Consider the following 22,044-nt stretch of genomic DNA (forward strand, 5'->3'; position numbering starts at 1 on the left):
TCAACGCACCAGATGCAAAAACTGCATGTGCCGCTCGTACTGATCGAGGATGTCGTTGATCACCTGCTCCTTGCTGTAACCCACCAGATCGTAGTCCTGGCTACCCTCGCTCAAATGCACCTCCGCCCGGTAGTAGCGACGGTTGTTGAGCTGCTTGGAGCCCATGCCGCCACGGGCGAACGACGGGGTGAAATAGCCGCGCATGCGCACCTGATAGATGAACGGATGCAGATCGCCGTGACCGATCTCCAGGCTGACGCTGTCGTGGGCCGGGTCCGGCACCGTGATAACGCTCAAGCCCTTCTCGACAAACACCGCGGTGACTTCTTCGATCGCCGGGCGAACCGTGGTTTCCATGAAACGGTACACCTCATCCCGCGACGGGAAATGCACGGCCTGGCTCAAGCGTTGACGCCAGCCACCTCGCCGCGCGCCGGACACCGGCGCCAGGGAATGCATCTGCGCAATCTGCTTCTGCGACTCCAGATAGAACGCCTTGTGCAGCCCCCACATCATCGTCAGCAAAATCAACGAGAACGGCAGCGAAGTCAGCACCACCGCCGACTTCAACGCATCGATGCTGCCGGAGAACAACAGCGCACTGGTCACCAGCGCCGTCATCGCGCCCCAGAACACCCGCAGCCATTTCGGTCCGTCTTCATCGGGGTTGCCGCCCTTGGCCGACAGCGTCGACAACACCACGGTGCCGGAGTCGGCCGAGGTGACGAAAAACACGAAACTGATGAACACCGTGACCGCGATGACGGTTTTGCTCCACGGGTAGGTTTCCAGCAACAGGTAGAGGGTCATCGACGGGTTATCGATGGCCGACATGCCCAGCGCCGACATGCCGTGGTTGAGCACCTGGTCGATGGCGCTGTTGCCGAAGATCGACATCCAGGCCAGGGTGAAACCGAGGGGAATCAACAGCACGCCGAAGACGAATTCCCGGATGGTCCGGCCACGGGAAATCCGCGCGATGAACAGCCCCACGAACGGCGACCAGGCAATCCACCAGGCCCAGTAGAACACGGTCCAGCCACCCAGCCAGTCGCTGGGTTTGTCGTAGGCGTACAGGTCGAAACTCTTCATCGGCAAGGCGCCGAGGTAATCGCCCAGGTTCTGGATCAGGGTGTTGAGCAGATGCTGGGTGGGGCCGGCAAACAACACGAACAGCAGCAACGCACAGGCCAGCAGCATGTTGATGTCGGACATCACCCGCACGCCCTTGTCGACGCCGGAGACCGCGACGATGATCGCCGCGCCCATCATCAGCGTGATCAGCCCGACCTGAACCCACTGGGTATGGGCGATGCCAAACAGGTAGTCCAGGCCCGAGTTGAGGTGCAACACGCCAAAGCCCATGTCGGCACCCAGGCCGAACACCGTGGCGATGATGCCGAAGCCGTCCACCGCGTAGCCGATGGGACCGTTGATGCGCTTACCGATTAGCGGGTACAGCGCCGAGCGCAGGGCCAGCGGCAGGTTGTGCCGATAGGCGAAGTAGGCCAGCGCCATGCCGACGAAGGCGAACACGCCCCAGCCATGCAGGCCCCAGTGCAGAAACAGGATCTGCATTGCCTGGCGCGCCGCATCCGCCGTACCCGCCTCGCCCTGGGGCGGCTGGATCATGTGGGTCAGGGGTTCGGACACGCAGAAGAAAAACAGGGTGATGCTGATCCCGGCGGCGAACAGCATGCCGGCCCAGGACAGGTAACTGAATTCGGGCTCGTCGTGGTCGGCACCGAGTTTTATCTTGCCGTAGCCCGATAACGCGGTGACCACCACGAAGACCAGATACAGGGTCATCGCCAGCAGGTAATACCAGCCAACCGTGTTGGCCGCCCAGTTTTGCGCCGCCAGAAGCCAGGCACCGGCCTGTTCGGGCATGGCGATGACCACGATGCCGAACAGCAGGATGAAGCTTGCGGCGAACCAGAACACCGGGGGATTCATGCGGACCAGGCCGCTGGAAGGAAGGGACGATGCACTCATGCAGGGTGCACCTCGAAGCGGTAAAACGCGGCTGTAGAAATCGGACTCAGCAAAGGCAAGCCTCCTGTTGTGAGCGGGCGGCGAACCACCGGTTTAACTTGAATGAACGTTCAAGTTAAACATGGATAGGGTGCTAAGGACTAATCGCAGGGCTGGGCGGTCGTGTTTGCAAGCCAGTTCAACGACCGAAATGACGCGGGGTTTGCGCCATGATCGTTCCCACGCTCTGCGTGGGAATGCAGCCCGTGACGCTCTGCGTCACATCGGTGTCAGGCGCAACGTCGGTGGCGATAGCGGAACGCGGAGCGTCCCTTGAGGCATTCCCACGCAGAGCGTGGGAACGATCAGTGAGAGGAGTTACTTCTGCGTCCCATCATCCAGCTGCAGACTCGCCTGGGTCAGGTTGCTGCCCGGTGGCACGCTGCGGGTCAGCCAGACGTTGCCGCCGATGGTCGTACCCTTGCCGATGGTGATCCGTCCCAGAATGGTCGCGCCGGCATAAATCACCACGTCGTCCTCGACAATCGGGTGCCGCGGCTGGCCCTTCTGCAACTGCCCATCCTCGTCCGCCGGGAAGCGCTTGGCGCCCAGGGTCACCGCCTGATAAATGCGCACCCGCTCGCCAATGATTGCGGTCTCGCCGATCACCACACCGGTGCCATGGTCGATGAAGAAACTGCGGCCGATCTGCGCGCCAGGGTGGATGTCGATACCGGTGGCTGAGTGGGCGATTTCCGCGCTGATCCGCGCCAGCAAAGGCAGCCCGGCGCGATACAAGTGATGAGCCAGGCGATGGTGGATCACCGCCAGAATGCCTGGATAGCACAGCAGCACTTCATCGACGCTACGCGCCGCCGGGTCACCGTGATAGGCCGCCAGCACGTCGGTATCCAGCAGGCTGCGCAGCCCCGGCAGGGCGAGGGCAAAGTCCTGAATGATCTGGATGGTCTTGGCTTCGACCTCGGTCTCGGCCTTGGCGCTGTGGCGCGCGGCATAACGCAGTTCGAGCCGTGCCTGGGCCAGCAATGCATTCAAGGCCACGTCGAGGGTGTGGCCGACGTAGAAATCTTCGCTCTCCTCCCGCAGGTCGACCGGCCCCAGACGCATCGGAAACAGTGCCCCACACAGCGCTTCGAGAATCTCCGCCATGGCCGCCCGGGAGGGCAACTCGCGACCGCCCTGCTCGGTGCTGGCGCGGCCGTTTTGCGCGCGCCACTGGTCACGTGCGCTGCGCAGTTGGGTGACGATGGTCTGCAATTGCCAATGGCTGGAACGCTCACTCACGGTAAAAACTCCTCACGGGCGACCGGACTGTCTGGCCGCGCTGACGGCGATTACTTTACGGCAAGGTTCGCGAGCCAAATTAAGAACCAATTGTGCTGGCATAAGCACTATTGGCTATAAGCGATTGGCGGTTGCCCCGGCTTTTGGCCGTGCCTATAGTCCTGAGATCATTCCCCGCCAGTACGGAACCATGACCAATCAACAGCAGATCAAACAACAGCTTGCCCGCTTTAACCGTCTCGACCTGCTTGGTCAGCCCACCGCCCTGGAAAAACTCGAACGCCTGTCGACCTGGCTGGGACGCGATGTGTACGTCAAACGCGATGACCTGACACCACTGGCGATGGGCGGCAATAAGCTGCGCAAACTCGAATACCTGTGCGCCGATGCCCTCGCCCAGGGTGCCGACACCCTGATCACTGCCGGTGCGCTGCAGTCCAACCACGTGCGCCAGACCGCAGCGATTGCCGCCAAACTCGGCCTGGGTTGTGTTGCCCTGCTGGAAAACCCCCTCAATACCGAAGACCCCAATTACATCGGCAACGGCAACCGCCTGTTGCTGGACCTGTTCGATGCCAAGGTCGAACTGGTGGAGAACCTCGACAACGCCGACGAGCAACTGCATGCCCTCGCGGCGCGCCTTCGCAGCAATGGCAAGAAACCCTATCTGGTGCCAATCGGCGGCTCCAATGCCTTGGGCGCCTTGGGTTACGTGCGCGCCGGCCTGGAACTGGCCGAGCAGATCAAGGACACCGGGCTGAACTTCGCCGCCGTGGTCCTCGCCTCGGGCAGTGCCGGCACCCACAGCGGGCTGGCGCTGGCGTTGAATGAAGCCTTGCCGGATCTGCCGGTGATCGGCGTCACGGTGTCGCGCAGCGAAGAAGATCAACTGCCGAAGGTCCAGGGCCTGGCCGAGCGCACCGCCGAACTCCTGGGCGTGAGCTTGCCGGAAAGCTTCAAGGTCGAACTGTGGGACGAGTATTTCGCGCCGCGCTACGGCGAGCCGAACGCCGGGACACTGGCGGCAGTGAAGCTGGTGGCGAGCCAGGAAGGCCTGTTGCTCGACCCGGTGTACACCGGCAAGGCCATGGCGGGGTTGCTGGACGGGATCGGTCGCCAGCGTTTCGATGATGGCCCGATCATCTTCCTGCACACCGGCGGGGCGCCGGCGTTGTTTGCCTACAAGGATTTTCTGTAATCGCCGTAAAACTGTAGGAGCGAGCCTGCTCGCGATGGATGACAGGGCACTGCGGGGTGTCAGGCTGCCAGCGTTATCGTTGACGACCATCGCGAGCAGGCTCGCTCCCACAGGTAAAAAATCGAATATTCCATTTGGGAATAAACGTTAGAAAAATCATTATTTTCTAATCTAAAAACGCCATCATATAGTCATCCTATAGGCGAATTTCCCGAGAGACGCATATGCTGCTTTAAGGCAGGATAGCGCTGTCGTCCAATTCCCGATTTCGCCAAACTTTCCAAACGCGTCTTCCATAAGAAAACACAGGGGCTAGTCATGAATTTTTCCGCACTACGTCGAAATCTGCTGGTGGGTTCGCTGGGCCTGGCATTGAGCGCTGGCCTGATCGGCCAGGCCGTTGCCGGTGAGCAGCTGCAAAAAATCAAAGATGCCGGCGTGATCAACATCGGCCTGGAAGGCACTTACCCGCCATTCAGCTTCGTCGACGCCGACGGCAAACTGGCCGGTTTCGAAGTCGAACTCTCCGAAGCCCTGGCCAAAGAGCTGGGCGTGAAGGTCAAACTGCAACCGACCAAATGGGACGGCATCCTCGCGGCGCTGGAATCCAAGCGTCTGGACGCCGTGGTCAACCAGGTGACCATCTCCGAAGAGCGCAAGAAAAAGTATGACTTCTCCGAGCCGTACACCGTTTCCGGGATTCAGGCGCTGGTGCTGACCAAGAACAAGGACACCATCAAGTCCGCCGATGACCTGGCCGGCAAGAAAGTCGGTGTGGGCCTGGGCACCAACTACGAGCAGTGGCTCAAGGACAATCAGCCAAAAGCCATCATCAAGACCTACGACGATGATCCGACCAAGTTCCAGGACCTGCGCATCGGCCGTATCGACGCCATCCTGATCGACCGTCTGGCTGCGCTGGAATACGCCCAGAAGGCCAAGGACACCAGCGCCGCCGGTGAAGCATTCTCCCGTCAGGAAGCCGGTATCGCCCTGCGCAAAGGCGAGCCTGAGCTGCTGGACGCGCTCAACAAGGCCCTCGACAAGCTGCGCGCCGACGGCACCCTGGCCAAGCTCTCGCAGAAATACTTCAACGCTGACGTCACCAAATAATGGAAGCAGCTTTTCAACTCGCACTGGACTCCGCGCCCTTTCTGCTCAAGGGCGCGTACTACACAGTGATCCTGAGCCTGGGCGGGATGTTTTTCGGTCTGGTGCTGGGCTTCGGCCTGGCACTGATGCGCCTGTCGCGTTTCAAGCTGGTGAGCTGGATCGCCCGCATCTACGTGTCGTTCTTTCGCGGCACGCCGTTGCTGGTACAACTGTTCGTGATCTATTACGGCTTGCCGCAATTGGGCATGGAACTCGATCCGATCCCGGCGGCCATGATCGGCTTCTCGCTGAACATGGCTGCCTACGCCTGTGAAATCCTGCGCGCCGCGATCAGCTCCATCGAGCGCGGCCAGTGGGAAGCGGCGGCCAGTATCGGCATGACCCGCGCGCAGACGCTGCGCCGGGCCATCATTCCGCAAGCGATGCGCACCGCATTACCACCGCTGGGCAACAGCTTCATTTCCCTGGTCAAGGACACCGCGCTGGCAGCCACAATCCAGGTGCCGGAGCTGTTCCGCCAGGCGCAGCTGATCACTGCCCGTACCTTCGAAGTGTTCACCATGTATCTTGCCGCCGCGCTGATCTACTGGGTCCTGGCCACGGTGCTGTCGCACCTGCAGAACCAGCTGGAAGCACGGGTCAATCGGCACGACCAGGAGTCCTGACCCCATGATTGTCGTGGAAAAACTGACAAAGCAGTTCAAGGGTCACGTCGTGCTCAACGGCATCGATCTGCAAGTGAAGGAAGGTGAAGTGGTGGCGATCATCGGGCCCAGCGGCTCGGGCAAGACCACGTTCCTGCGTTGCCTGAACTTCCTCGAAGAACCCACCAGCGGCCGGATCAAGGTCGGCGACATCGAAGTCGATACCAGTCGCCCGCTGAACCAGCAGCAAAGCCTGGTGCGCCGTTTGCGCCAGCATGTGGGCTTCGTGTTCCAGAACTTCAACCTGTTCCCCCATCGCACCGCTTTGGAAAACGTCATCGAAGGCCCGATCGTTGTCAAAAAGATCCCGCGCGACGATGCCATTGCCCTGGCGAAAAAGCTGTTGGCCAAGGTCGGCCTGGCGGGCAAGGAAGATGCTTACCCGCGCCGCCTCTCGGGCGGTCAGCAACAACGCGTGGCGATTGCCCGCGCGCTGGCGATGGAACCGGAAGTGATCCTGTTCGACGAACCGACCTCGGCACTGGACCCTGAGCTGGTGGGCGAAGTGTTGGCGACCATCCGCGGCCTGGCCCAGGAGAATCGCACCATGGTCATCGTCACCCACGAAATGGCTTTCGCTCGCGATGTGGCCAACCGTGTGGTGTTTTTCGACAAGGGCGTGATCGTCGAACAAGGTGAAGCCAAGGCACTGTTTGCCAACCCGAAAGAAGAACGTACGAAACAGTTTCTCAGCAAGTTCCTCAACAACTCGCACGCTTGAAACATCCATCGTAGAACCCCCAACTTCCATGGATGGAAGTTACCCACCTCCAAAACACCCACAACTAACTTCACTCATTGTGTGCGTTACATATATATGTGCCCCAACGCATGGGATGGTGGACACCGTCAACTGTAGGAGCGAGCCTGCTCGCGATGGACGTTAACGATTACGCTGGCTGTCTGGCTAAACGCGGCGTTCTTGAGTCCATCGCGAGCAGGCTCGCTCCTACAGGAACCGTGTTTATTTTCGGCGTTCCCTTAGCGTTAATTAACTAGCAAATGTAGGAATTTTCTGAATAACAGTTGAGCCATCCATTAACTAACCAACTCTATTGACTCAACTTACACCGCGCTCTTATCTGCCTTGGCTGTCTAACTTTCTGCTTATTCCCGATATGGATTTCGCTGAAATACTTCAAGGAGAGATACCCATGAACTGCATCCCACCCATCCCGTCTTTGCCGCCACCCACCCTGCCCCAGGCCAACAAGGCCGGTATCAATAGCCTCGCGTCCACCCACCTGCAGGTCGACGTAGGGCCGTACGCCGGCATGGACACCGGTGACCTGATCGAATTGTTCTGGGACGGCCTCTTCGTCGCCTCCCGCGTGCTGACGACGCAGGACGTTGGCCACACCGTCAGCCTGCGGGTGCCGGAAAGTTTTATCGTCAGCGGCGCCACCTGGGTGCACTACCGAGTGATGCGAGTCGGCAGGCAGCCGGCGTTGTCGGCGGCGACACGGGTAGCGGTCAAGCTCGAGTGTCCGGGTGGCCCGCTGGGCGATGGCGAAAACCAGTTCCTGGCGCCGGTCAATTTTCCCGCCGCCATTCGCCGCCGGGGTCTCAATGCGCGGCAGGTCCGGCGTGGCGTGCCGCTGACCATCGAGCCCTATATCAACATGGCCGAGGACGACGAAATCACCCTTCGCTGGGGTGACGTGCGAATGGATTTGCCAAGGCTCAAGGCCTGTGATGTGGGCCTGCCGGTTCAGGCCTGGGTGCCGCCGGCGATCATTCTTGAGGCTGGGGAAGACCTGCGGCTGGAGGTGACTTACTGCGTGCTCGACCGGGTCGGCAACAGCTCGCGCTGGGCACCGGCGCGGATGTTGAAGACCGGCCCCTATTCCCTGTAGGAGTTGCCGTCGACCGCGATCCTTTCTATGTATATTCCTAAAAGTTAGTTCATAACTTTTTTATAAACGCTTAGGGTATATAAACCGGACCACCGGACATTCTTGTTTTCGTTCGCCGCACAACGGCGTTTCCATGAGATGTGAGGTAGGTATGGTCCGGAACACAATCACCCCAGTGCAGATCGCCAGGGCATTGCGTGTCGCCAAGGAGTGGCAGTGATGTCCAGTCTGGCAGATGCAATCGTCCAGAGTGATCTGGATATCGCCCCGCTGTTGTTGCCCGCGCAAGTGCTGCGCAACGACGCACAAGCCATCAAGGCCGCCCAGGAGCTGGCGCAAGCCGCCCGCCTGCAGGCCGCCAAGCGTGACCAGCAGCGCAAGCTGCCGTGGTCGGAAATCGAACAATTCACCCGCAGCGGCCTTGGCAGCATCGGCATCCCGCGCGAGTACGGTGGGCCGCAGGTTTCTTTCGTGACCCTCGCCGAGGTGTTCGCGATCATTTCCGCCGCCGATCCGGCGCTGGGGCAGATCCCGCAGAACCAGTTCGGCATCCTCAATCTGGTGCTCGGCAGCGCCACCGAGGCGCAGAAAAAGCAGCTGTTCAAAACCGTGCTCGAAGGCTGGCGCATCGGCAACGCCGGGCCGGAACGCGGCACCAAAAACACCCTGGAACTCAAGGCGCGCATCACCGCCAACGGCGAAGGTTTTGTCCTCAACGGGCAGAAGTTCTACTCCACCGGCGCGCTGTTCGCCCACTGGGTAGCGGTCAAGGCGCTCAACGACGACGGCAAGCAAGTGCTGGCCTTCGTGCGCCGCGGCACACCGGGGCTGCGGATCGTCGATGACTGGTCAGGCTTCGGCCAGCGCACCACCGCCAGCGGCACGATCCTGCTCAACAACGTGCAGGTCGACGCCGAGCTGGTGATTGATAACTGGAAGATCAACGACAAGCCCAACACCCAGGGCGCCGTCTCGCAGCTGATCCAGGCGGCCATCGACGCCGGCATCGCCCGGGGCGCCATCGACGACGCCATCGAGTTCGTGAAAACCCGTGCACGGCCGTGGATCGACGCCAACGTTGAACGGGCCAGCGATGACCTGTACGTGATCGCCGACATCGGCAAGCTGAAAATCGAACTGCATGCCGCCGAAGCCCTGCTGCGCAAGGCCGGGCAAGTGCTCGACCAGGTGCATGCCGCGCCACTGACCGCCGAGTCCGCCGCCCGTGCTTCGATTGCCGTGGCCGAAGCCAAGGTGCTGACCACCGAAATCTCGTTGCTGGCCAGCGAAAAGCTCTTCGAGCTGGCCGGCAGCCGCGCCACCCTCGCCGAGTTCAACCTCGACCGCCACTGGCGCAACGCGCGGGTGCACACGCTGCACGACCCGGTGCGCTGGAAATATCACGCGGTGGGCGCTTATCACTTGAACGGCACTTTGCCGGCTCGCCATTCCTGGATCTGACGACCAGACATCTGGAGAAGCTAATGACTCTTTCTCAACACGTCGCGGTCATCACCAGCGATGAGCAAGCCCTGATCGTCGCCAGCGACCTGGCCGATGATTTCAAACGCGACAGCGCCTTGCGCGACCGCGAACGCCGCTTGCCACACCCGGAGCTGGAAGTGTTTTCCCGCTCGGGCCTGTGGGGCATCAGCGTGCCCAGGGAATACGGCGGCGCCGGTGTTTCCAACGTCACCCTGGCCAAGGTCATCGCCTTGATTGCCCAGGCCGACGGCTCGCTGGGGCAGATCCCGCAGAATCATTTTTATGCGCTGGAAGTGCTGCGGGTGAACGGCAGCCAAGAGCAGAAAAAACGCCTGTACGCCGAAGTATTGGCCGGCCAGCGTTTCGGCAATGCACTGGCAGAACTGGGCACCAAAACCGCCCACGATCGCGTGACCAGCCTCACCCGCGACGGTGACGGCTATCGCATCAACGGCCGCAAGTTCTACGCCACCGGCGCGATTTATGCCCAGCGCATACCAACTTCGGTGATCGATGAAAACGGCGTGCAGCAGCTGGCCTTCGTCCCCCGCGACAGCAAGGGCCTGACGGTGATCGACGACTGGAGCGGCTTCGGCCAGCGCACCACCGGCAGCGGATCAGTGGTGTTCGAAGATGTGTTCGTGGCCGCCGAAGACGTGATCCCATTCCAGACCGCCTTCGAGCGCCCAACCCCGGTCGGCCCGCTGGCGCAGATTCTCCACGCCGCCATCGACACCGGCATCGCCCGCGCCGCCTATGAAGATGCCCTGCACTTCGTACGCACCAAGACCCGGCCATGGATCGACGCCACACACGACACCGCCACTGAAGATCCGCTGACGCTCAAGAGCTTCGGCCACCTGAGCATTCGCCTGCACGCCACCGAAGCGTTGCTGGAACGTGCCGGTGAATTCCTCGACAAGGCCCAGGCCGACACCAACGCCGAGACCGTCGCTGCCGCGTCGATTGCCGTCGCCGAAGCCCGCGCCATCAGCACCGAGATTTCCCTCGCCGCCGGCACCACGCTGTTCGAATTGGCCGGCAGCCAGGCCACCCTGCGCGAACACGGCCTCGATCGCCACTGGCGCAACGCCCGGGTGCATACCCTGCACGACCCGGTGCGCTGGAAGTATCACGCCGTGGGCAATTACTACCTCAACGATGAAAACCCGCCACTGCGGGGGACCATCTGATGGCTGCCGCGAAAAAGAAGATCCTGCTCAATGCGTTCAACATGAACTGCATCGGGCACATCAACCATGGCCTGTGGACCCATCCGCGGGACAACTCGACCCAGTACAAGACCATCGAATACTGGACCGAACTGGCGCAGCTGCTGGAGCGCGGGCTGTTCGACGGCCTGTTCATCGCCGACATCGTCGGCGTCTATGACGTGTACCAGAACTCGGTAGACGTACCGCTGAAGGAGTCGATCCAGCTGCCGGTCAACGACCCGTTGCTGCTGGTGTCGGCCATGGCGGCAGTGACCAGGAACCTCGGTTTTGGCCTCACCGCCAACCTCACCTACGAGCCGCCGTACCTGTTCGCCCGGCGCATGTCGACGCTGGACCATCTGAGTCGCGGCCGAGTCGGCTGGAACATCGTCACCGGCTACCTCGACAGCGCCGCCAAGGCCATGGGCCTGAACGAACAGGTCGAGCACGACCGTCGTTACGACCAGGCCGACGAGTACCTGGAGGTGCTCTACAAGCTCTGGGAAGGCAGCTGGGAAGACGGCGCAGTGCTCAACGATCCGCAGCAGCGGATCTACGCGCAGCCGGAGAAAGTGCACAAGGTCGAGCACAAGGGCGAGTTCTATCAGGTCGAGGGTTATCACCTGTGCGAACCGTCACCGCAGCGCACGCCGGTGCTGTTCCAGGCGGGAGCTTCCGACCGTGGCTTGCTGTTCGCCGGGCGCCACGCCGAGTGCGTGTTCATCAGTGGCCAGAACAAACCGTCGACCAAGGTCCAGGTGGACAAGGTGCGCGCCAGTGCCGTCGAGGCCGGGCGCAATCCCGAGGACATCAAGGTGTTCATGGGCCTGAACGTGATAGTCGGCGCGACCGAAGAGCTGGCCTGGCAGAAGCACGCCGAATACCGCAGCTACGCCAGTGCCGAGGCCGGCGTGGCGCATTTCTCGGCGTCCACCGGGATCGATTTTTCCCAGTATGAAATCGACGAGCCGATCCAGTACGTGAAGAGCAACGCCATCCAGTCCGCCACCAAGCACCTGCAAAACAACGACTGGACCCGACGCAAACTGCTCGACCAGCACGCCCTCGGTGGACGCTACATCACCGTGGTCGGCTCGCCCGAGCAGGTGGCGGATGAACTGGAATCGTGGATCGCCGAAACGGGCCTGGACGGCTTCAACCTGACGCGCGTCGTCACGCCGGAAAGCTATGTGGATTTCATCGAACTGGTGATCCCGGAACTGCAACGGCGTGGTTCGTACAAGACCGCTTACGACGATGGCAGCTTGCGGGAAAAGCTGTTTCGCGAAGGGGCGTATTTGCCTGAGCAACATACCGGTTCGGCGTTTCGCCGCTAAAAGCATCGCTGGCAAGCCAGCTCCCACAGGTTTCTCGGGCGTTCACACAACCCTGTGGGAGCTGGCTTGCCAGCGATGAGGCCCGAATAGACACCCCAATTTTATGCACTGACTGGAAAACCTGATCATGACTAAGACTTACTTCTCTCACCCAGTCAAAGCACTGGCCCTGGCCCTCGGCCTCTTCAGCTCCGCCACCTTCGCCGCCGACCCGGCGCTGAAAATCGGCACCACCGCCGCCTTCGCCATTCCGCTGGAAGCGGCGGTCGCAGAGGCCAGCAAACAAGGCCTGAAGGTCGAACTCGTGGAGTTCACCGACTGGATCGCCCCCAACGTCAGCCTCGCCGCCGGCGACATCGACGTGAACTACTTCCAGCACATCCCGTTCCTGGAAAACGCCAAGGCCGCCTCGGGGTTTGATCTGGTGCCGTTCGCGCCGGGGATCATCAACAACGTCGGCCTCTACTCGAAGAAATACAAAAGCTTCGACGAGTTGCCAGAAGGCGCCAGCGTGGCCATCGCCAACGACCCGATCAACAGCGGTCGCGGCTTGCAGCTGCTGGCCAAGGCCGGCCTGATTACCCTCAAGCCAGGCGTGGGTTACAAGGCCACCGAAGACGACATCGTCGCCAACCCGAAAAAAATCAAGATTCTGCAGGTCGAAGCGGTGCAACTGGTGCGCGCCTATGACGATGCCGATCTGGTCCAGGGCTACCCCGCCTACATCCGTCTGGCGAAGACTTTCGACGCCGGTTCCGCGCTGCTGTTCGACGGCCTGGATCACAAGGAATACGTGATTCAGTTCGTGATCCAGCCCAAGAGCAAAACCGACCCGCGCCTGATCAAGTTCGTCGACATCTACCAGCACTCGCCGGCCGTTCGCGCTGCTTTGGATAAAGCCCACGGCAAGCTCTATCAAGCCGGTTGGGAAAGCTGAAAATGACCGCCGCCACCCAACTGCGACTGGAAATTCCAGAGCCTAAGCAAGCAATACAAACTGAGCTGCACCCGGAGCTGAACCACGCCCACGTGCGCTTCATCAACCTGGGCAAAACCTACGACGGCCAGCAAGGACCGGTGGCCGCCCTACACGGCATCGACCTGGCGATCCAGCGCGGTGAAGTGTTCGGCATCATCGGCCGCAGCGGCGCCGGCAAGTCGTCGCTGATCCGCACCATCAACCGCCTCGAACAGCCGAGCAGCGGTCGGGTGCTGATCGATCAAGTGGACATCGGCGAGTTCGATGAAGACCGTCTGGTGGCGCTGCGTCGGCGCATCGGCATGATCTTCCAGCACTTCAACCTGATGTCGGCCAAGACCGTCTGGCAGAACGTCGAACTGCCGCTGAAAGTCGCCGGTGTGCCGAAGGAAAAACGCGACCAGAAAGTCCGTGAGCTGCTGGAGCTTGTGGGTCTGGAAGCCAAACACAAGGCCTACCCTTCGCAGCTTTCCGGCGGGCAGAAACAGCGCGTCGGCATCGCCCGCGCGCTGGTCCACGACCCGGCGATTCTGCTCTGCGACGAGGCCACGTCTGCGCTGGACCCGGAGACCACGCAATCGATCCTCGGCCTGCTGCGCGAGATCAATCGGCGCTTGGGCCTGACCATCATTCTGATCACCCATGAGATGGCGGTGATCCGCGAAATCTGCGATCGCGTGGTCGTCCTCGAACGTGGGCGTGTGGTGGAACAGGGGCCGGTCTGGGAAGTCTTCGGCAACCCGCAGCATGAGGTCAGCAAGACCTTGCTCGCGCCGCTGCAGCATGCCCTGCCTGCGGAGTTGCAAAGCCGCTTGCAGGCGCAACCACAGTCTTCGGAAGACGCCGTGGTGCTGCGCCTGCAATTCACCGGTACCGCGCAGGACGAACCGGACATCGCCGCCCTGTTCGCCACCCTCGGCGGCTGTGTGCGCCTGCTGCAAGGTGGCGTGGAACGGATTCAGGGCCATGCGCTGGGGCAATTGCTGCTGGCGGTGACAGGCTCGTCCCTGGACGCCGAACAATTGCGTCAGCGCGCGGGCCAATGGGCGCAGCAGGTGGAGGTGTTGGGCTATGTGGTTTGATCGCTTGCTGCAAGGCTTTGTCGACACGTTTTTGATGGTCGGCGTGTCGTCGTTGATCGCCCTGCTGGCGGGCATTCCGCTGGCGGTGATCCTGGTCACCAGTTCCAAGGGCGGCATCTACGAAACCCCGACGGTGAACCGCGCACTGGGTGCGTTCGTGAACCTGTTCCGCTCGATTCCGTTCCTGATCCTGATGGTGGCGCTCATCCCGTTCACCCGCCTGATCGTCGGCACCACCTACGGCGTATGGGCGGCCGTGGTACCGCTGACCATCGCTGCCACGCCCTTCTTTGCGCGGATTGCCGAAGTGAGTCTGCGCGAGGTGGATCACGGCCTGATCGAAGCGGCGCAGGCCATGGGCTGCCGGCGCCAGCACATCGTTTGGCACGTGCTGCTGCCCGAAGCGCTGCCGGGTATTGTCGGCGGCTTCACCATCACCCTGGTGACCATGATCAACTCCTCGGCCATGGCCGGGGCGATTGGTGCCGGTGGGTTGGGGGACATTGCGTATCGGTATGGCTATCAGCGCTTTGACAGCCAGATCATGCTGACGGTGATTGTGCTGCTGGTGGCGTTGGTGGCGGTGATTCAGTTGGGCGGGGATCGCCTGGCGCGGGGGTTGAACAAGCGTTAAGCCCAATGGCCAAAGGGGTCTTTTGTGGCGAGGGAGCTTGCTCCCGCTCGATTGCGCAGCAATCGCAAAATCTGCCGCCCAATTTTCTCTGACACACCTCGTTGAATGGTTTTGGGCTGCTTCGCAGCCCAGCGGGAGCAAGCTCCCTCGCCACAAGAGCCTTTGCGCCAAAGGTAAGTTTTCGCACAGGAAAATCAGCTTTTCCGAAGGCCCGATCCCTTTCCTTTGCAGGACATTTCCTAGATCATTTCGCCCGCTTGCGCCTGCCAAATCCGGTGGCTAGTCTCGGCCGGTCACTGCTCATCAGTGATCGGGTTTAGTCGCCCGGATACCACACTAGGCGCATAGCACCACCTTATGTCAGGTGTTTTTTATTGCCTGAAATCTATGGTGGCTGTGCGCAGGGCACCCTCGGGTGCGCCGGTATTGCCTAGTGGCCGGTCGACTAACCTGTGTGCAGCCGCCACCCCTCTTCGTTTAGTCGCGAACTTGGTTGGCTCCAATCAATTACTAGGAGTTTTACCAATGGAAAAATCCGTTCCCGATCCACCAGAAAACCCCTCCAACGAAACCGTCACTGACGACCTGCTCAGAGACCGCTCCGCCCTCTACCGCGCCATCGATTTCTACCTCACCGGCGATCAGCCCTCGCCTCCCGATGAACTGCGGTTCTACAACGTCAGCAAGGACGTGAGCTTCGAAGACACCCAACTCTACATCGCCGACCTGCTGCGCTGTGCCTCGGTCACGGCGTATCAGTGTGGTGACCATCTCAAGGGTGCCGACCGGGCCATGGTGTTTTCGGTGTGGCATCTGTTGGAGATTGCCAAGGCGATGGTGGATCGGTCGATTGAGTGCCTGGGGATGAAGCAGGGCTGAAATCGCCATCGCGAGCAGGCTCGCTCCCACAATGGATCGCGTCGTACACAAATCTTGTGTTCACCAAAGATCAACTGTGGGAGCGAGCCTGCTCGCGATGGGCTGCGCAGCAGCCCCCTGCGCCATGGCGTATATTCGGCAAATCTCCCATTGCCGACGCGACCCACCATGAAGCAGACCCCCACCGACCTCGACCAGATCACCGCCACCACCCTGGCCCATTACAACTCGGTGGCGATCAGTTTTCGCGAGGGCACGCGTGATCATGATGTCAGCCAGAACATCGATGCGCTGCTGCGGCACATCCAGGGCGAGGCGCCGTTCCAGATCCTCGATTTTGGCTGCGGCCCGGGCCGTGATTTGCAAACCTTCACCCGCATGGGCCACGTCGCCGTCGGCCTCGACGGTGCGGAAAAATTTGCCCGGATGGCCCGCGAGGACAGCGGTTGCGAGGTCTGGCACCAGGACTTCTTGAAGCTCGATCTGCCGAGCGAGCGTTTCGACGGGATTTTCGCCAACGCCGTGTTGTTTCACATCCCGCGCCAGGAGCTGCCACGGGTGTTGAAGGAACTGCGTGAAACCTTGAAGCCAGGGGGCGTGTTGTTCAGCTCCAACCCCCGTGGCGAGAATCAGGAAGGCTGGAACGGGCCGCGTTATGGGGCCTATCACGACCTCGCGGCGTGGCAGCAGTTGCTGACCGAGGCGGGGTTTGTGGAGCTGGAGCATTACTACCGGCCGGCGGGGTTGCCGCGGGAGCAGCAGCCTTGGTTGGCGAGTGTCTGGCGAAAGGTTTGAAGCCTTGAGGGTGGCGGTGTTTGTACTGACGTCTTCGCGAGCAGGCTCGCTCCCACAATGGATCGTGCCGAACATCAATTTTGTGTTCACCAGAGATCAACTGTGGGAGCGAGCCTGCTCGCGATGAGCGCGAAGCGCTCGCCTTACCGCACTTCCTTCTTCGGCTCCCGAATCTTGTACCAGGCCACATAAAGCGCCGGCAGAAACAGCAAGGTCAGCAACGTGGCAATGATGATCCCGCCGATCATCGCGTAAGCCATCGGCCCCCAGAACACCTCCCGCGCGATCGGGATCATGCCCATGCTCGCCGCCGCCGCAGTCAGCAGGATCGGCCGTCGCCGATGGTCGGTGGCCTGCAGCACGGCGTCCCACTGTGAATAGCCTTCGCTGACGAACGCATCGATCTGCGTCACCAGGATCACCGAGTTGCGGATGATGATGCCGATCAGCGCCAGGATCCCCAGGATCGCCACAAAGCCCATGGGCGTTCCGGTCGGCACCAGCGCGATCACCACGCCGATCAGGCCCAGCGGCGCCACGCTGGCCACCAGGAACATCTTCTGCACGCTGTGCAGCTGGATCATCAGGAAAGTCGCCATCAAAAACACCATCAGCGGCACGACTTTGGCAATCGGCCCCTGGGCCTTGGCGCTTTCCTCCACCGTACCGCCGGTGGCGACTTTGTAACCCACCGGCAACCCCGCAGCGAACTTGTCCATGTCCGGCTTGAGCAGGGTCACCAGGTCCGTGGGTTGAATATCCCCCAGGGTGGCGGCCTTGATGGTCACGGTCGGCTTGCGGTCGCGACGCCACACCAGCGGCTGCTCCAGCTCATAGCGCACGGTGGCAAACGCCAGCAGCGGAATCGAGGTGCCGCTGGGCGTGACGATCTGCAGGTTTTGCAGGGTATCGGGCGTGCCGCGTTCGGCATCCACGGCGCGGCCGACCACGTTGATCAGGTAGATGTCGTCATCGACCTGGGTCACCGTCGAGCCGCTGACGATGCTGTTCATCAGGTTGGCCACGTCTTCGGAGGAAAGGCCGAGCTGGCGCGCCTTGTCCTGGGCGATATCGACGCGCAGCACTTTGCCCGGTTCGTTCCAGTCGAAAATGATCTCGCCGATGTACGGGCTCTTGTCCAGTTCGCTGGCCAGGTCGATGGCGTGCTTGCGCACCTGGTCGATGTTATTGCCGCTGACCCGGTACTGGATCGGCCGCCCCACCGGCGGGCCCATTTCCAAAGCCTGCACGTAGCTGCCGATGCCGACGAACTCCTTGCGCAGGCGTTCGCGCAGGCGGGCACTGAGCGCTTTGCGGGCCTCGAAGTCTTTGCTGACGATCACCAGTTGCGCGTAGTACGGGTTCTGCAATTGCTGGTCGAGGGGCAGGTAGAAACGGATCGCACCCTGGCCGATGTAGGTGCTCCAGCGCACGATGTCCGGGTCGCCCTTGAGCGTCGCTTCGAGCTTGTCCACGGCCTTGCGGGTTTCATTGATGGAGGCGTTTTGCGGCAGGTTCAGGTCCACCAGGATTTCCGGGCGATCCGAAGACGGGAAGAACTGGTTCTGCACAAAGCGCATGCAAAACACCGATAGCAAAAACAATAGGACGGTGATGCCGATAGCCCACCAGCGATTGCGCATGCTCCACAACAAACCGCTGTTGAACGCCCGCCCCATACGTCCCGGTTCCGCCGAATGGGGCTTCACCTGGGTGCTGAGGATGTGTACGCCGATCACCGGGGCGAACAGCACCGCAACGATCCACGAAACGATCATCGCCACGGCGATCACCGCAAACAGGGTGAAGGTGTACTCACCGGCAGAGCTGGCGTTCAGGCCGATGGGGACGAAACCGGCGACGGTCACCAGGGTGCCGGTGAGCATCGGGAAGGCCGTCGAGGTGTAGGCGAACGTCGCCGCCTGTTCCTTGGTATCGCCCAGCTCCAGGCGCGCGACCATCATCTCCACGGTGATCATCGCGTCGTCCACCAGCAAGCCCAGGGCGATGATCAGCGCGCCGAGGGAAATCCGCTGCATGGTGATGCCGCTGTATTCCATGAACACGAACACCATGGCCAGCACCAGCGGGATCGAGCACGCCACCACCAGCCCGGCGCGCACGCCGAGGCTGATGAAACTCACCACCAGCACAATCACCACCGCTTCGAACAGCGCGCTGGTGAAACCACCTACCGCCTCTTCCACCACTTGCGCCTGGTCGGAGACGTTGTGCACCCCCACGCCCACCGGCAAGTCGGCGGTCAGGTCGATCATCCGCTGGTGCAATACCTTGCCGAACTCCTGGATATTGCCGCCCTTCTGCATGGCAATGGCCAGGCCGATGGCTTGCTGGCCGTTGTAGCGAAATTCCGGGCTCATCGGGTCGACGTAGCCACGGCGGATGTCGGCGACATCGGCCAGCCGATAGAAGCGGTCATTGAGCCGCAGGTTGACGTCGGCCAGGTCCTTTTCCGAGGCGAACTGCCCGGAGGTGCGCACGGTAATCCGTTCGGGACCGGCCTCGATCACCCCGGCCGGGGTGATGGCGTTTTCCTTTTGCAGGCTTTGGATGACCTGGGCTTCATCGATGCCCAAGGCCGCCAGTTTGCGCGTGGAGAAGTTCAGATAAATCACTTCATCCTGCTGGCCGATCATCTGGATCTTGCCCAGCCCCGGCACATCATGGATCTCGGCGCGGGCCTGCTCGACATAGTCACGCAGCTGGCGCAACGACAAGCCGTCGGCGGTGAAGGCATAGACCGACCCGAACACATCACCGAACTCGTCGTTGAACGACGGCCCTTGCAGCCCCTGGGGGAACTGGCCCTTGATGTCGCCGATCTTCTTGCGCACCTGGTACCAGATTTCCGGAATGTCCTTGGCCTTGGTGGTGTCGCGCAGGTTCACGTAGACCGTGGATTCACCGGGGCGGGTGTAGCTTTTCACGTAGTCGAGGGAGTCGAGTTCTTCGAGTTTTTTCTCGATGCGGTCGGTGACCTGCTTGAGGGTTTCTTCCTGGGTCGCGCCGGGCCAGCGGCTCTGGATCACCATGGTCTTGATGGTGAACGAAGGGTCCTCCTCGCGGCCCAGGTTCATGTACGAGAACACGCCCATCAGCAAACCGACGAACATCAGGTACCAGACGAACGACTGATGTTTGAGCGCCCATTCGGATAAGTTGAAACTCCCTTTCATTGCGCGCTTCCTTCATCGACTTTCACTTTTTGCCCCGGCTTGAGGCTGTTCACGCCGGCACTGACGATGCGCTCGCCGGCCTTCACGCCACTGGCCACCAGCACGCGGCTGTCGGTGCGGCTGATGATGCTGACGTTGCGTGGGGACACGGTTTTGGTCTGCGTATCGACGACCCAGATGCGCGGCTTGCCATCGACTTCCTGCAAGGCGCTCAGGGGTAATTCGATCTGCGGTGTGATCGCCGAACTCAAGGTCACGCTGATCGCCGTGCCCAGGCGAAAGGCATTCGGGGTTTCGGTCAGGGTCAGGCGCGCGCGGCGGGTGCGGGTGGTGCTTTCGGCCTGGGGTTCGATTTCCCGCACGGTGGCGGTGGTGCTGATCTGCGGGTTGAGCTGCGAGGCGACCTGGAACACCACATCGGAAGGTAACTGGTCGACCAGGGTATCCGGCAGATCGATCACCGCTTCCTTGATGTCCGGCTGCGCAAGGGTCACCACCTGCTGGCCGGCGGTGACGACTTGCCCGGCCTCGGCGTTCCATGCGGTGACCACGGATTTGTGGTCGGCACGCAGTTCGACGTAGTTGAGCTGGTCCTTGGCCTGATTGACCGCGGCCTGGGCCTGATCGAGAGAGGCCTGGGTGGTCTTCAGGTCGGTCTGGGCATTGTCCAGTTGCGCCTGGGAACCCACGCCTTGATCGAACAGGCTCTGCTGGCGCCGCGCGGTCGCCTGGGCGTTGATCAGTTGCGCCTGGATGCTCGACAGGTTGCCCTGTGCCGAGCGCAGCTGGTTCTGCTGGTCCGTGGGGTCGAGCGAGGCGAGCAAATCGCCCTGCTCGACTTCGGCGCCGACATCGACGGCACGGCTGGCAATGCGCCCGGGAATGCGAAAGCCCACATTGCTTTCATAACGGGCCTGGATATTGCCCGCAAAACGCCCCAGGTTTTGCTCGCCCAGCGCCTCGACCTTGATCGACAGCACCGGGCGAATCGGTTCCGGCGGCGCTTCTTCCTTGGAACAGGCCGCCAGCATCAAACCGGCCAACACCACTGTCAGACGCCTCATGGCTGCTCCTCCGTGGCCAGTTCCTTGTAGGTGTTTTCGGCGATCTCCACGGCGACGCCGGGGTGCAGCAACTGGCCGCCGGCGATGACAACTTTTTGCCCCTCCTGGAGGCCGCCGCTGATGATGACTTTGCCGGTCAGGTAACGGCCGACGGTGACAGGGTGCAATTGCGCCTTGCCTTGGCCGTCCACCAACCACACGGCAGGCCTGCTGACATCCTTGGTCAACGCCGACCACGGCAATTGCACGGCGGTCTTGCTCTGCGCGGTGCCGGTGGCACTCACCACCGAGCCCAGCTGCATGCCCGGCGGCAGCGCGTCGAGGGTGATCTTGACCTGGACCGTACCGGTTTGCTCGGAGACCGCTGGAGTAACTTCACGCACGGTGCCGGTGGTTTTGATCTGCGGGTTGTCGAGCAGGCTGACCACGACTTTTTTATCCGGTGGCGGCTCGGCCAACAGCGACTCGTAGACGTTGAACACCGCGTCCCGCTCGCCGTCCTGGGCCAGGCTGTAGATCGGCACCGTGGCCTGCACCACCTGACCGACTTCAGCCTGACGCGCCGTGATCACACCCGGTGCCTCGGCAATCAGCGAGGTGTAGCTCAGTTGCTCCTTGGCATTGGCAAGCTGCGCCTGAGCCGCCGCCAACGAGCTTTGGCTGCTGCGCAAGGCGGCCTGCGCGGAATCGTATTCGCTCTGGCTGGTATAGCCCTTGGGCAGGAGTGTCTGCTGTCGCACGAAGGACGCGGCGTTCTGTTTGACCTTGGCCTGCTCGGCGACGACCTGCGCCTGGGCCGAATCGACATTGGTCTGCAGGTCTTTCGGATCAAGCCGGGCGAGGACCTGTTTGGCGGTCACCCGATCGCCAACGTCGACGGTGCGTTCGATGATCTTGCCGCCGACGCGAAACGACAGTTCAGTCTGCACCCGCGCCTGCACATCACCGGTCAAGGTGACGCTGGCACCGTATTGACCCGGTTTCACGACTTGCACGAAGACCCGGGGCCGATCCTTCTCGGCCATTTTCTTTTCACCGCAAGCCCCCAGCATGGCCAACAGGCACAGGCCAAGGGCTAATTTCATTCCGGGACCAACCATGCAGACTCCTTTGCGTTTTACGGGCGTGCCAGTGACGATACGACTCTGAGCTTAGAACAGGGTTCGGCCTTCGCCCGTGCTGACAGGAATTTCCTCCTACAGCGATTGCCGAAGACTCCTACATTGTT

General features: G+C 61.5%; 18 protein-coding genes. 13 read left to right on the top strand and 5 right to left on the bottom strand.

Annotated elements, in window-relative coordinates; translation table 11 throughout:
• Positions 1-1,956: a choline transporter BetT gene (gene betT, locus ABTV29_RS29900; RefSeq protein WP_433772073.1), complete on the bottom strand. Its 1,956-nt coding sequence runs from the start codon at positions 1,954-1,956 to the stop codon at positions 1-3.
• Between the two features lie 396 nt (positions 1,957-2,352).
• Complete coding sequence (epsC, locus tag ABTV29_RS29905) at positions 2,353-3,279, bottom strand: serine O-acetyltransferase EpsC (RefSeq protein ID WP_433768094.1); 927 nt, start codon at positions 3,277-3,279, stop codon at positions 2,353-2,355.
• Between the two features lie 190 nt (positions 3,280-3,469).
• Here epsC and ABTV29_RS29910 point away from each other — a divergent pair, with 190 nt between their 5' ends.
• From ABTV29_RS29910 to ABTV29_RS29970, 13 genes are all read left to right on the top strand, one after another.
• Positions 3,470-4,477, top strand: coding sequence for a D-cysteine desulfhydrase (locus ABTV29_RS29910; protein WP_433768095.1), 1,008 nt, complete (start codon positions 3,470-3,472; stop codon positions 4,475-4,477).
• 318 nt (positions 4,478-4,795) lie between these two features.
• The gene (gene tcyJ / locus ABTV29_RS29915; RefSeq protein WP_433768096.1) at positions 4,796-5,590 is read left to right on the top strand and encodes a cystine ABC transporter substrate-binding protein; all 795 of its coding nucleotides are present in this window, start codon (positions 4,796-4,798) and stop codon (positions 5,588-5,590) included.
• Entirely contained in the window at positions 5,590-6,255 is a 666-nt protein-coding gene (tcyL, locus tag ABTV29_RS29920) for a cystine ABC transporter permease (RefSeq protein WP_433768097.1), read from the top strand. The genes tcyJ and tcyL overlap by 1 nt, the downstream gene beginning before the upstream one ends.
• 4 nt (positions 6,256-6,259) lie before the next feature.
• A complete protein-coding gene (tcyN, locus tag ABTV29_RS29925; protein WP_433768098.1) occupies positions 6,260-7,015 on the top strand; it encodes an L-cystine ABC transporter ATP-binding protein TcyN in 756 nt (251 codons plus the stop codon).
• Between the two features lie 433 nt (positions 7,016-7,448).
• The gene (locus ABTV29_RS29930; RefSeq protein ID WP_433768099.1) at positions 7,449-8,150 is read left to right on the top strand and encodes a hypothetical protein; all 702 of its coding nucleotides are present in this window, start codon (positions 7,449-7,451) and stop codon (positions 8,148-8,150) included.
• Between the two features lie 219 nt (positions 8,151-8,369).
• Positions 8,370-9,611 (top strand): SfnB family sulfur acquisition oxidoreductase, encoded by a 1,242-nt coding sequence (locus ABTV29_RS29935; protein WP_433768100.1) that lies wholly within the window; start codon positions 8,370-8,372, stop codon positions 9,609-9,611.
• Positions 9,612-9,634: 23 nt separating this feature from the next.
• Complete coding sequence (locus ABTV29_RS29940) at positions 9,635-10,828, top strand: SfnB family sulfur acquisition oxidoreductase (RefSeq protein ID WP_433768101.1); 1,194 nt, start codon at positions 9,635-9,637, stop codon at positions 10,826-10,828.
• The gene (locus ABTV29_RS29945; protein WP_433768102.1) at positions 10,828-12,186 is read left to right on the top strand and encodes an LLM class flavin-dependent oxidoreductase; all 1,359 of its coding nucleotides are present in this window, start codon (positions 10,828-10,830) and stop codon (positions 12,184-12,186) included. The genes ABTV29_RS29940 and ABTV29_RS29945 overlap by 1 nt, the downstream gene beginning before the upstream one ends.
• 127 nt (positions 12,187-12,313) lie before the next feature.
• Positions 12,314-13,123, top strand: a complete 810-nt coding sequence (locus ABTV29_RS29950) for a MetQ/NlpA family ABC transporter substrate-binding protein (RefSeq protein WP_433768103.1) — start codon at positions 12,314-12,316, stop codon at positions 13,121-13,123.
• Between the two features lie 2 nt (positions 13,124-13,125).
• Positions 13,126-14,247: a methionine ABC transporter ATP-binding protein gene (locus ABTV29_RS29955; protein ID WP_433768104.1), complete on the top strand. Its 1,122-nt coding sequence runs from the start codon at positions 13,126-13,128 to the stop codon at positions 14,245-14,247.
• Positions 14,237-14,881, top strand: a complete 645-nt coding sequence (locus ABTV29_RS29960; RefSeq protein WP_433768105.1) for a methionine ABC transporter permease — start codon at positions 14,237-14,239, stop codon at positions 14,879-14,881. Before ABTV29_RS29955 ends, ABTV29_RS29960 begins: the two co-directional genes overlap by 11 nt.
• A gap of 525 nt (positions 14,882-15,406) precedes the next feature.
• Complete coding sequence (locus ABTV29_RS29965; RefSeq protein WP_433768106.1) at positions 15,407-15,760, top strand: DUF6124 family protein; 354 nt, start codon at positions 15,407-15,409, stop codon at positions 15,758-15,760.
• A 168-nt stretch (positions 15,761-15,928) separates the two neighbouring features.
• Complete coding sequence (locus ABTV29_RS29970; protein WP_433768107.1) at positions 15,929-16,555, top strand: class I SAM-dependent methyltransferase; 627 nt, start codon at positions 15,929-15,931, stop codon at positions 16,553-16,555.
• A 143-nt stretch (positions 16,556-16,698) separates the two neighbouring features.
• On the opposite strand, the gene ABTV29_RS29975 is transcribed toward ABTV29_RS29970, so the two are convergent.
• From ABTV29_RS29975 to ABTV29_RS29985, 3 genes are read right to left on the bottom strand one after another with little or no spacing between them, the layout of a single operon-like run.
• Positions 16,699-19,752: an efflux RND transporter permease subunit gene (locus tag ABTV29_RS29975; protein WP_433768108.1), complete on the bottom strand. Its 3,054-nt coding sequence runs from the start codon at positions 19,750-19,752 to the stop codon at positions 16,699-16,701.
• Positions 19,749-20,816 carry an efflux RND transporter periplasmic adaptor subunit gene (locus tag ABTV29_RS29980; protein ID WP_433768109.1) on the bottom strand — a complete coding sequence of 356 codons (1,068 nt, stop codon included), beginning with the start codon at positions 20,814-20,816 and terminating at the stop codon, positions 19,749-19,751. Before ABTV29_RS29980 ends, ABTV29_RS29975 begins: the two co-directional genes overlap by 4 nt.
• Positions 20,813-21,916, bottom strand: coding sequence for an efflux RND transporter periplasmic adaptor subunit (locus ABTV29_RS29985; protein WP_433768110.1), 1,104 nt, complete (start codon positions 21,914-21,916; stop codon positions 20,813-20,815). Before ABTV29_RS29985 ends, ABTV29_RS29980 begins: the two co-directional genes overlap by 4 nt.
• Positions 21,917-22,044: the final 128 nt, after the last annotated feature.

Origin of the sequence: Pseudomonas putida (genome assembly GCF_050989985.1) — a bacterium.
Taxonomy (GTDB): domain Bacteria; phylum Pseudomonadota; class Gammaproteobacteria; order Pseudomonadales; family Pseudomonadaceae; genus Aquipseudomonas; species Aquipseudomonas putida_AI.

Coding starts and splice junctions, on each gene's coding strand:
- ABTV29_RS29980 (WP_433768109.1), bottom strand. CDS start 20,816: ATGAGGCGTCTGACAGTGGTGTTGGCCGGTTTGATGCTGGCGGCCTGT.
- ABTV29_RS29955 (WP_433768104.1), top strand. CDS start 13,126: ATGACCGCCGCCACCCAACTGCGACTGGAAATTCCAGAGCCTAAGCAA.
- ABTV29_RS29945 (WP_433768102.1), top strand. CDS start 10,828: ATGGCTGCCGCGAAAAAGAAGATCCTGCTCAATGCGTTCAACATGAAC.
- ABTV29_RS29940 (WP_433768101.1), top strand. CDS start 9,635: ATGACTCTTTCTCAACACGTCGCGGTCATCACCAGCGATGAGCAAGCC.
- ABTV29_RS29950 (WP_433768103.1), top strand. CDS start 12,314: ATGACTAAGACTTACTTCTCTCACCCAGTCAAAGCACTGGCCCTGGCC.
- ABTV29_RS29935 (WP_433768100.1), top strand. CDS start 8,370: ATGTCCAGTCTGGCAGATGCAATCGTCCAGAGTGATCTGGATATCGCC.
- ABTV29_RS29960 (WP_433768105.1), top strand. CDS start 14,237: ATGTGGTTTGATCGCTTGCTGCAAGGCTTTGTCGACACGTTTTTGATG.
- ABTV29_RS29930 (WP_433768099.1), top strand. CDS start 7,449: ATGAACTGCATCCCACCCATCCCGTCTTTGCCGCCACCCACCCTGCCC.
- tcyN (WP_433768098.1), top strand. CDS start 6,260: ATGATTGTCGTGGAAAAACTGACAAAGCAGTTCAAGGGTCACGTCGTG.
- ABTV29_RS29975 (WP_433768108.1), bottom strand. CDS start 19,752: ATGAAAGGGAGTTTCAACTTATCCGAATGGGCGCTCAAACATCAGTCG.
- ABTV29_RS29985 (WP_433768110.1), bottom strand. CDS start 21,916: ATGGTTGGTCCCGGAATGAAATTAGCCCTTGGCCTGTGCCTGTTGGCC.
- tcyJ (WP_433768096.1), top strand. CDS start 4,796: ATGAATTTTTCCGCACTACGTCGAAATCTGCTGGTGGGTTCGCTGGGC.
- ABTV29_RS29970 (WP_433768107.1), top strand. CDS start 15,929: ATGAAGCAGACCCCCACCGACCTCGACCAGATCACCGCCACCACCCTG.
- betT (WP_433772073.1), bottom strand. CDS start 1,956: ATGAATCCCCCGGTGTTCTGGTTCGCCGCAAGCTTCATCCTGCTGTTC.
- tcyL (WP_433768097.1), top strand. CDS start 5,590: ATGGAAGCAGCTTTTCAACTCGCACTGGACTCCGCGCCCTTTCTGCTC.
- ABTV29_RS29910 (WP_433768095.1), top strand. CDS start 3,470: ATGACCAATCAACAGCAGATCAAACAACAGCTTGCCCGCTTTAACCGT.
- ABTV29_RS29965 (WP_433768106.1), top strand. CDS start 15,407: ATGGAAAAATCCGTTCCCGATCCACCAGAAAACCCCTCCAACGAAACC.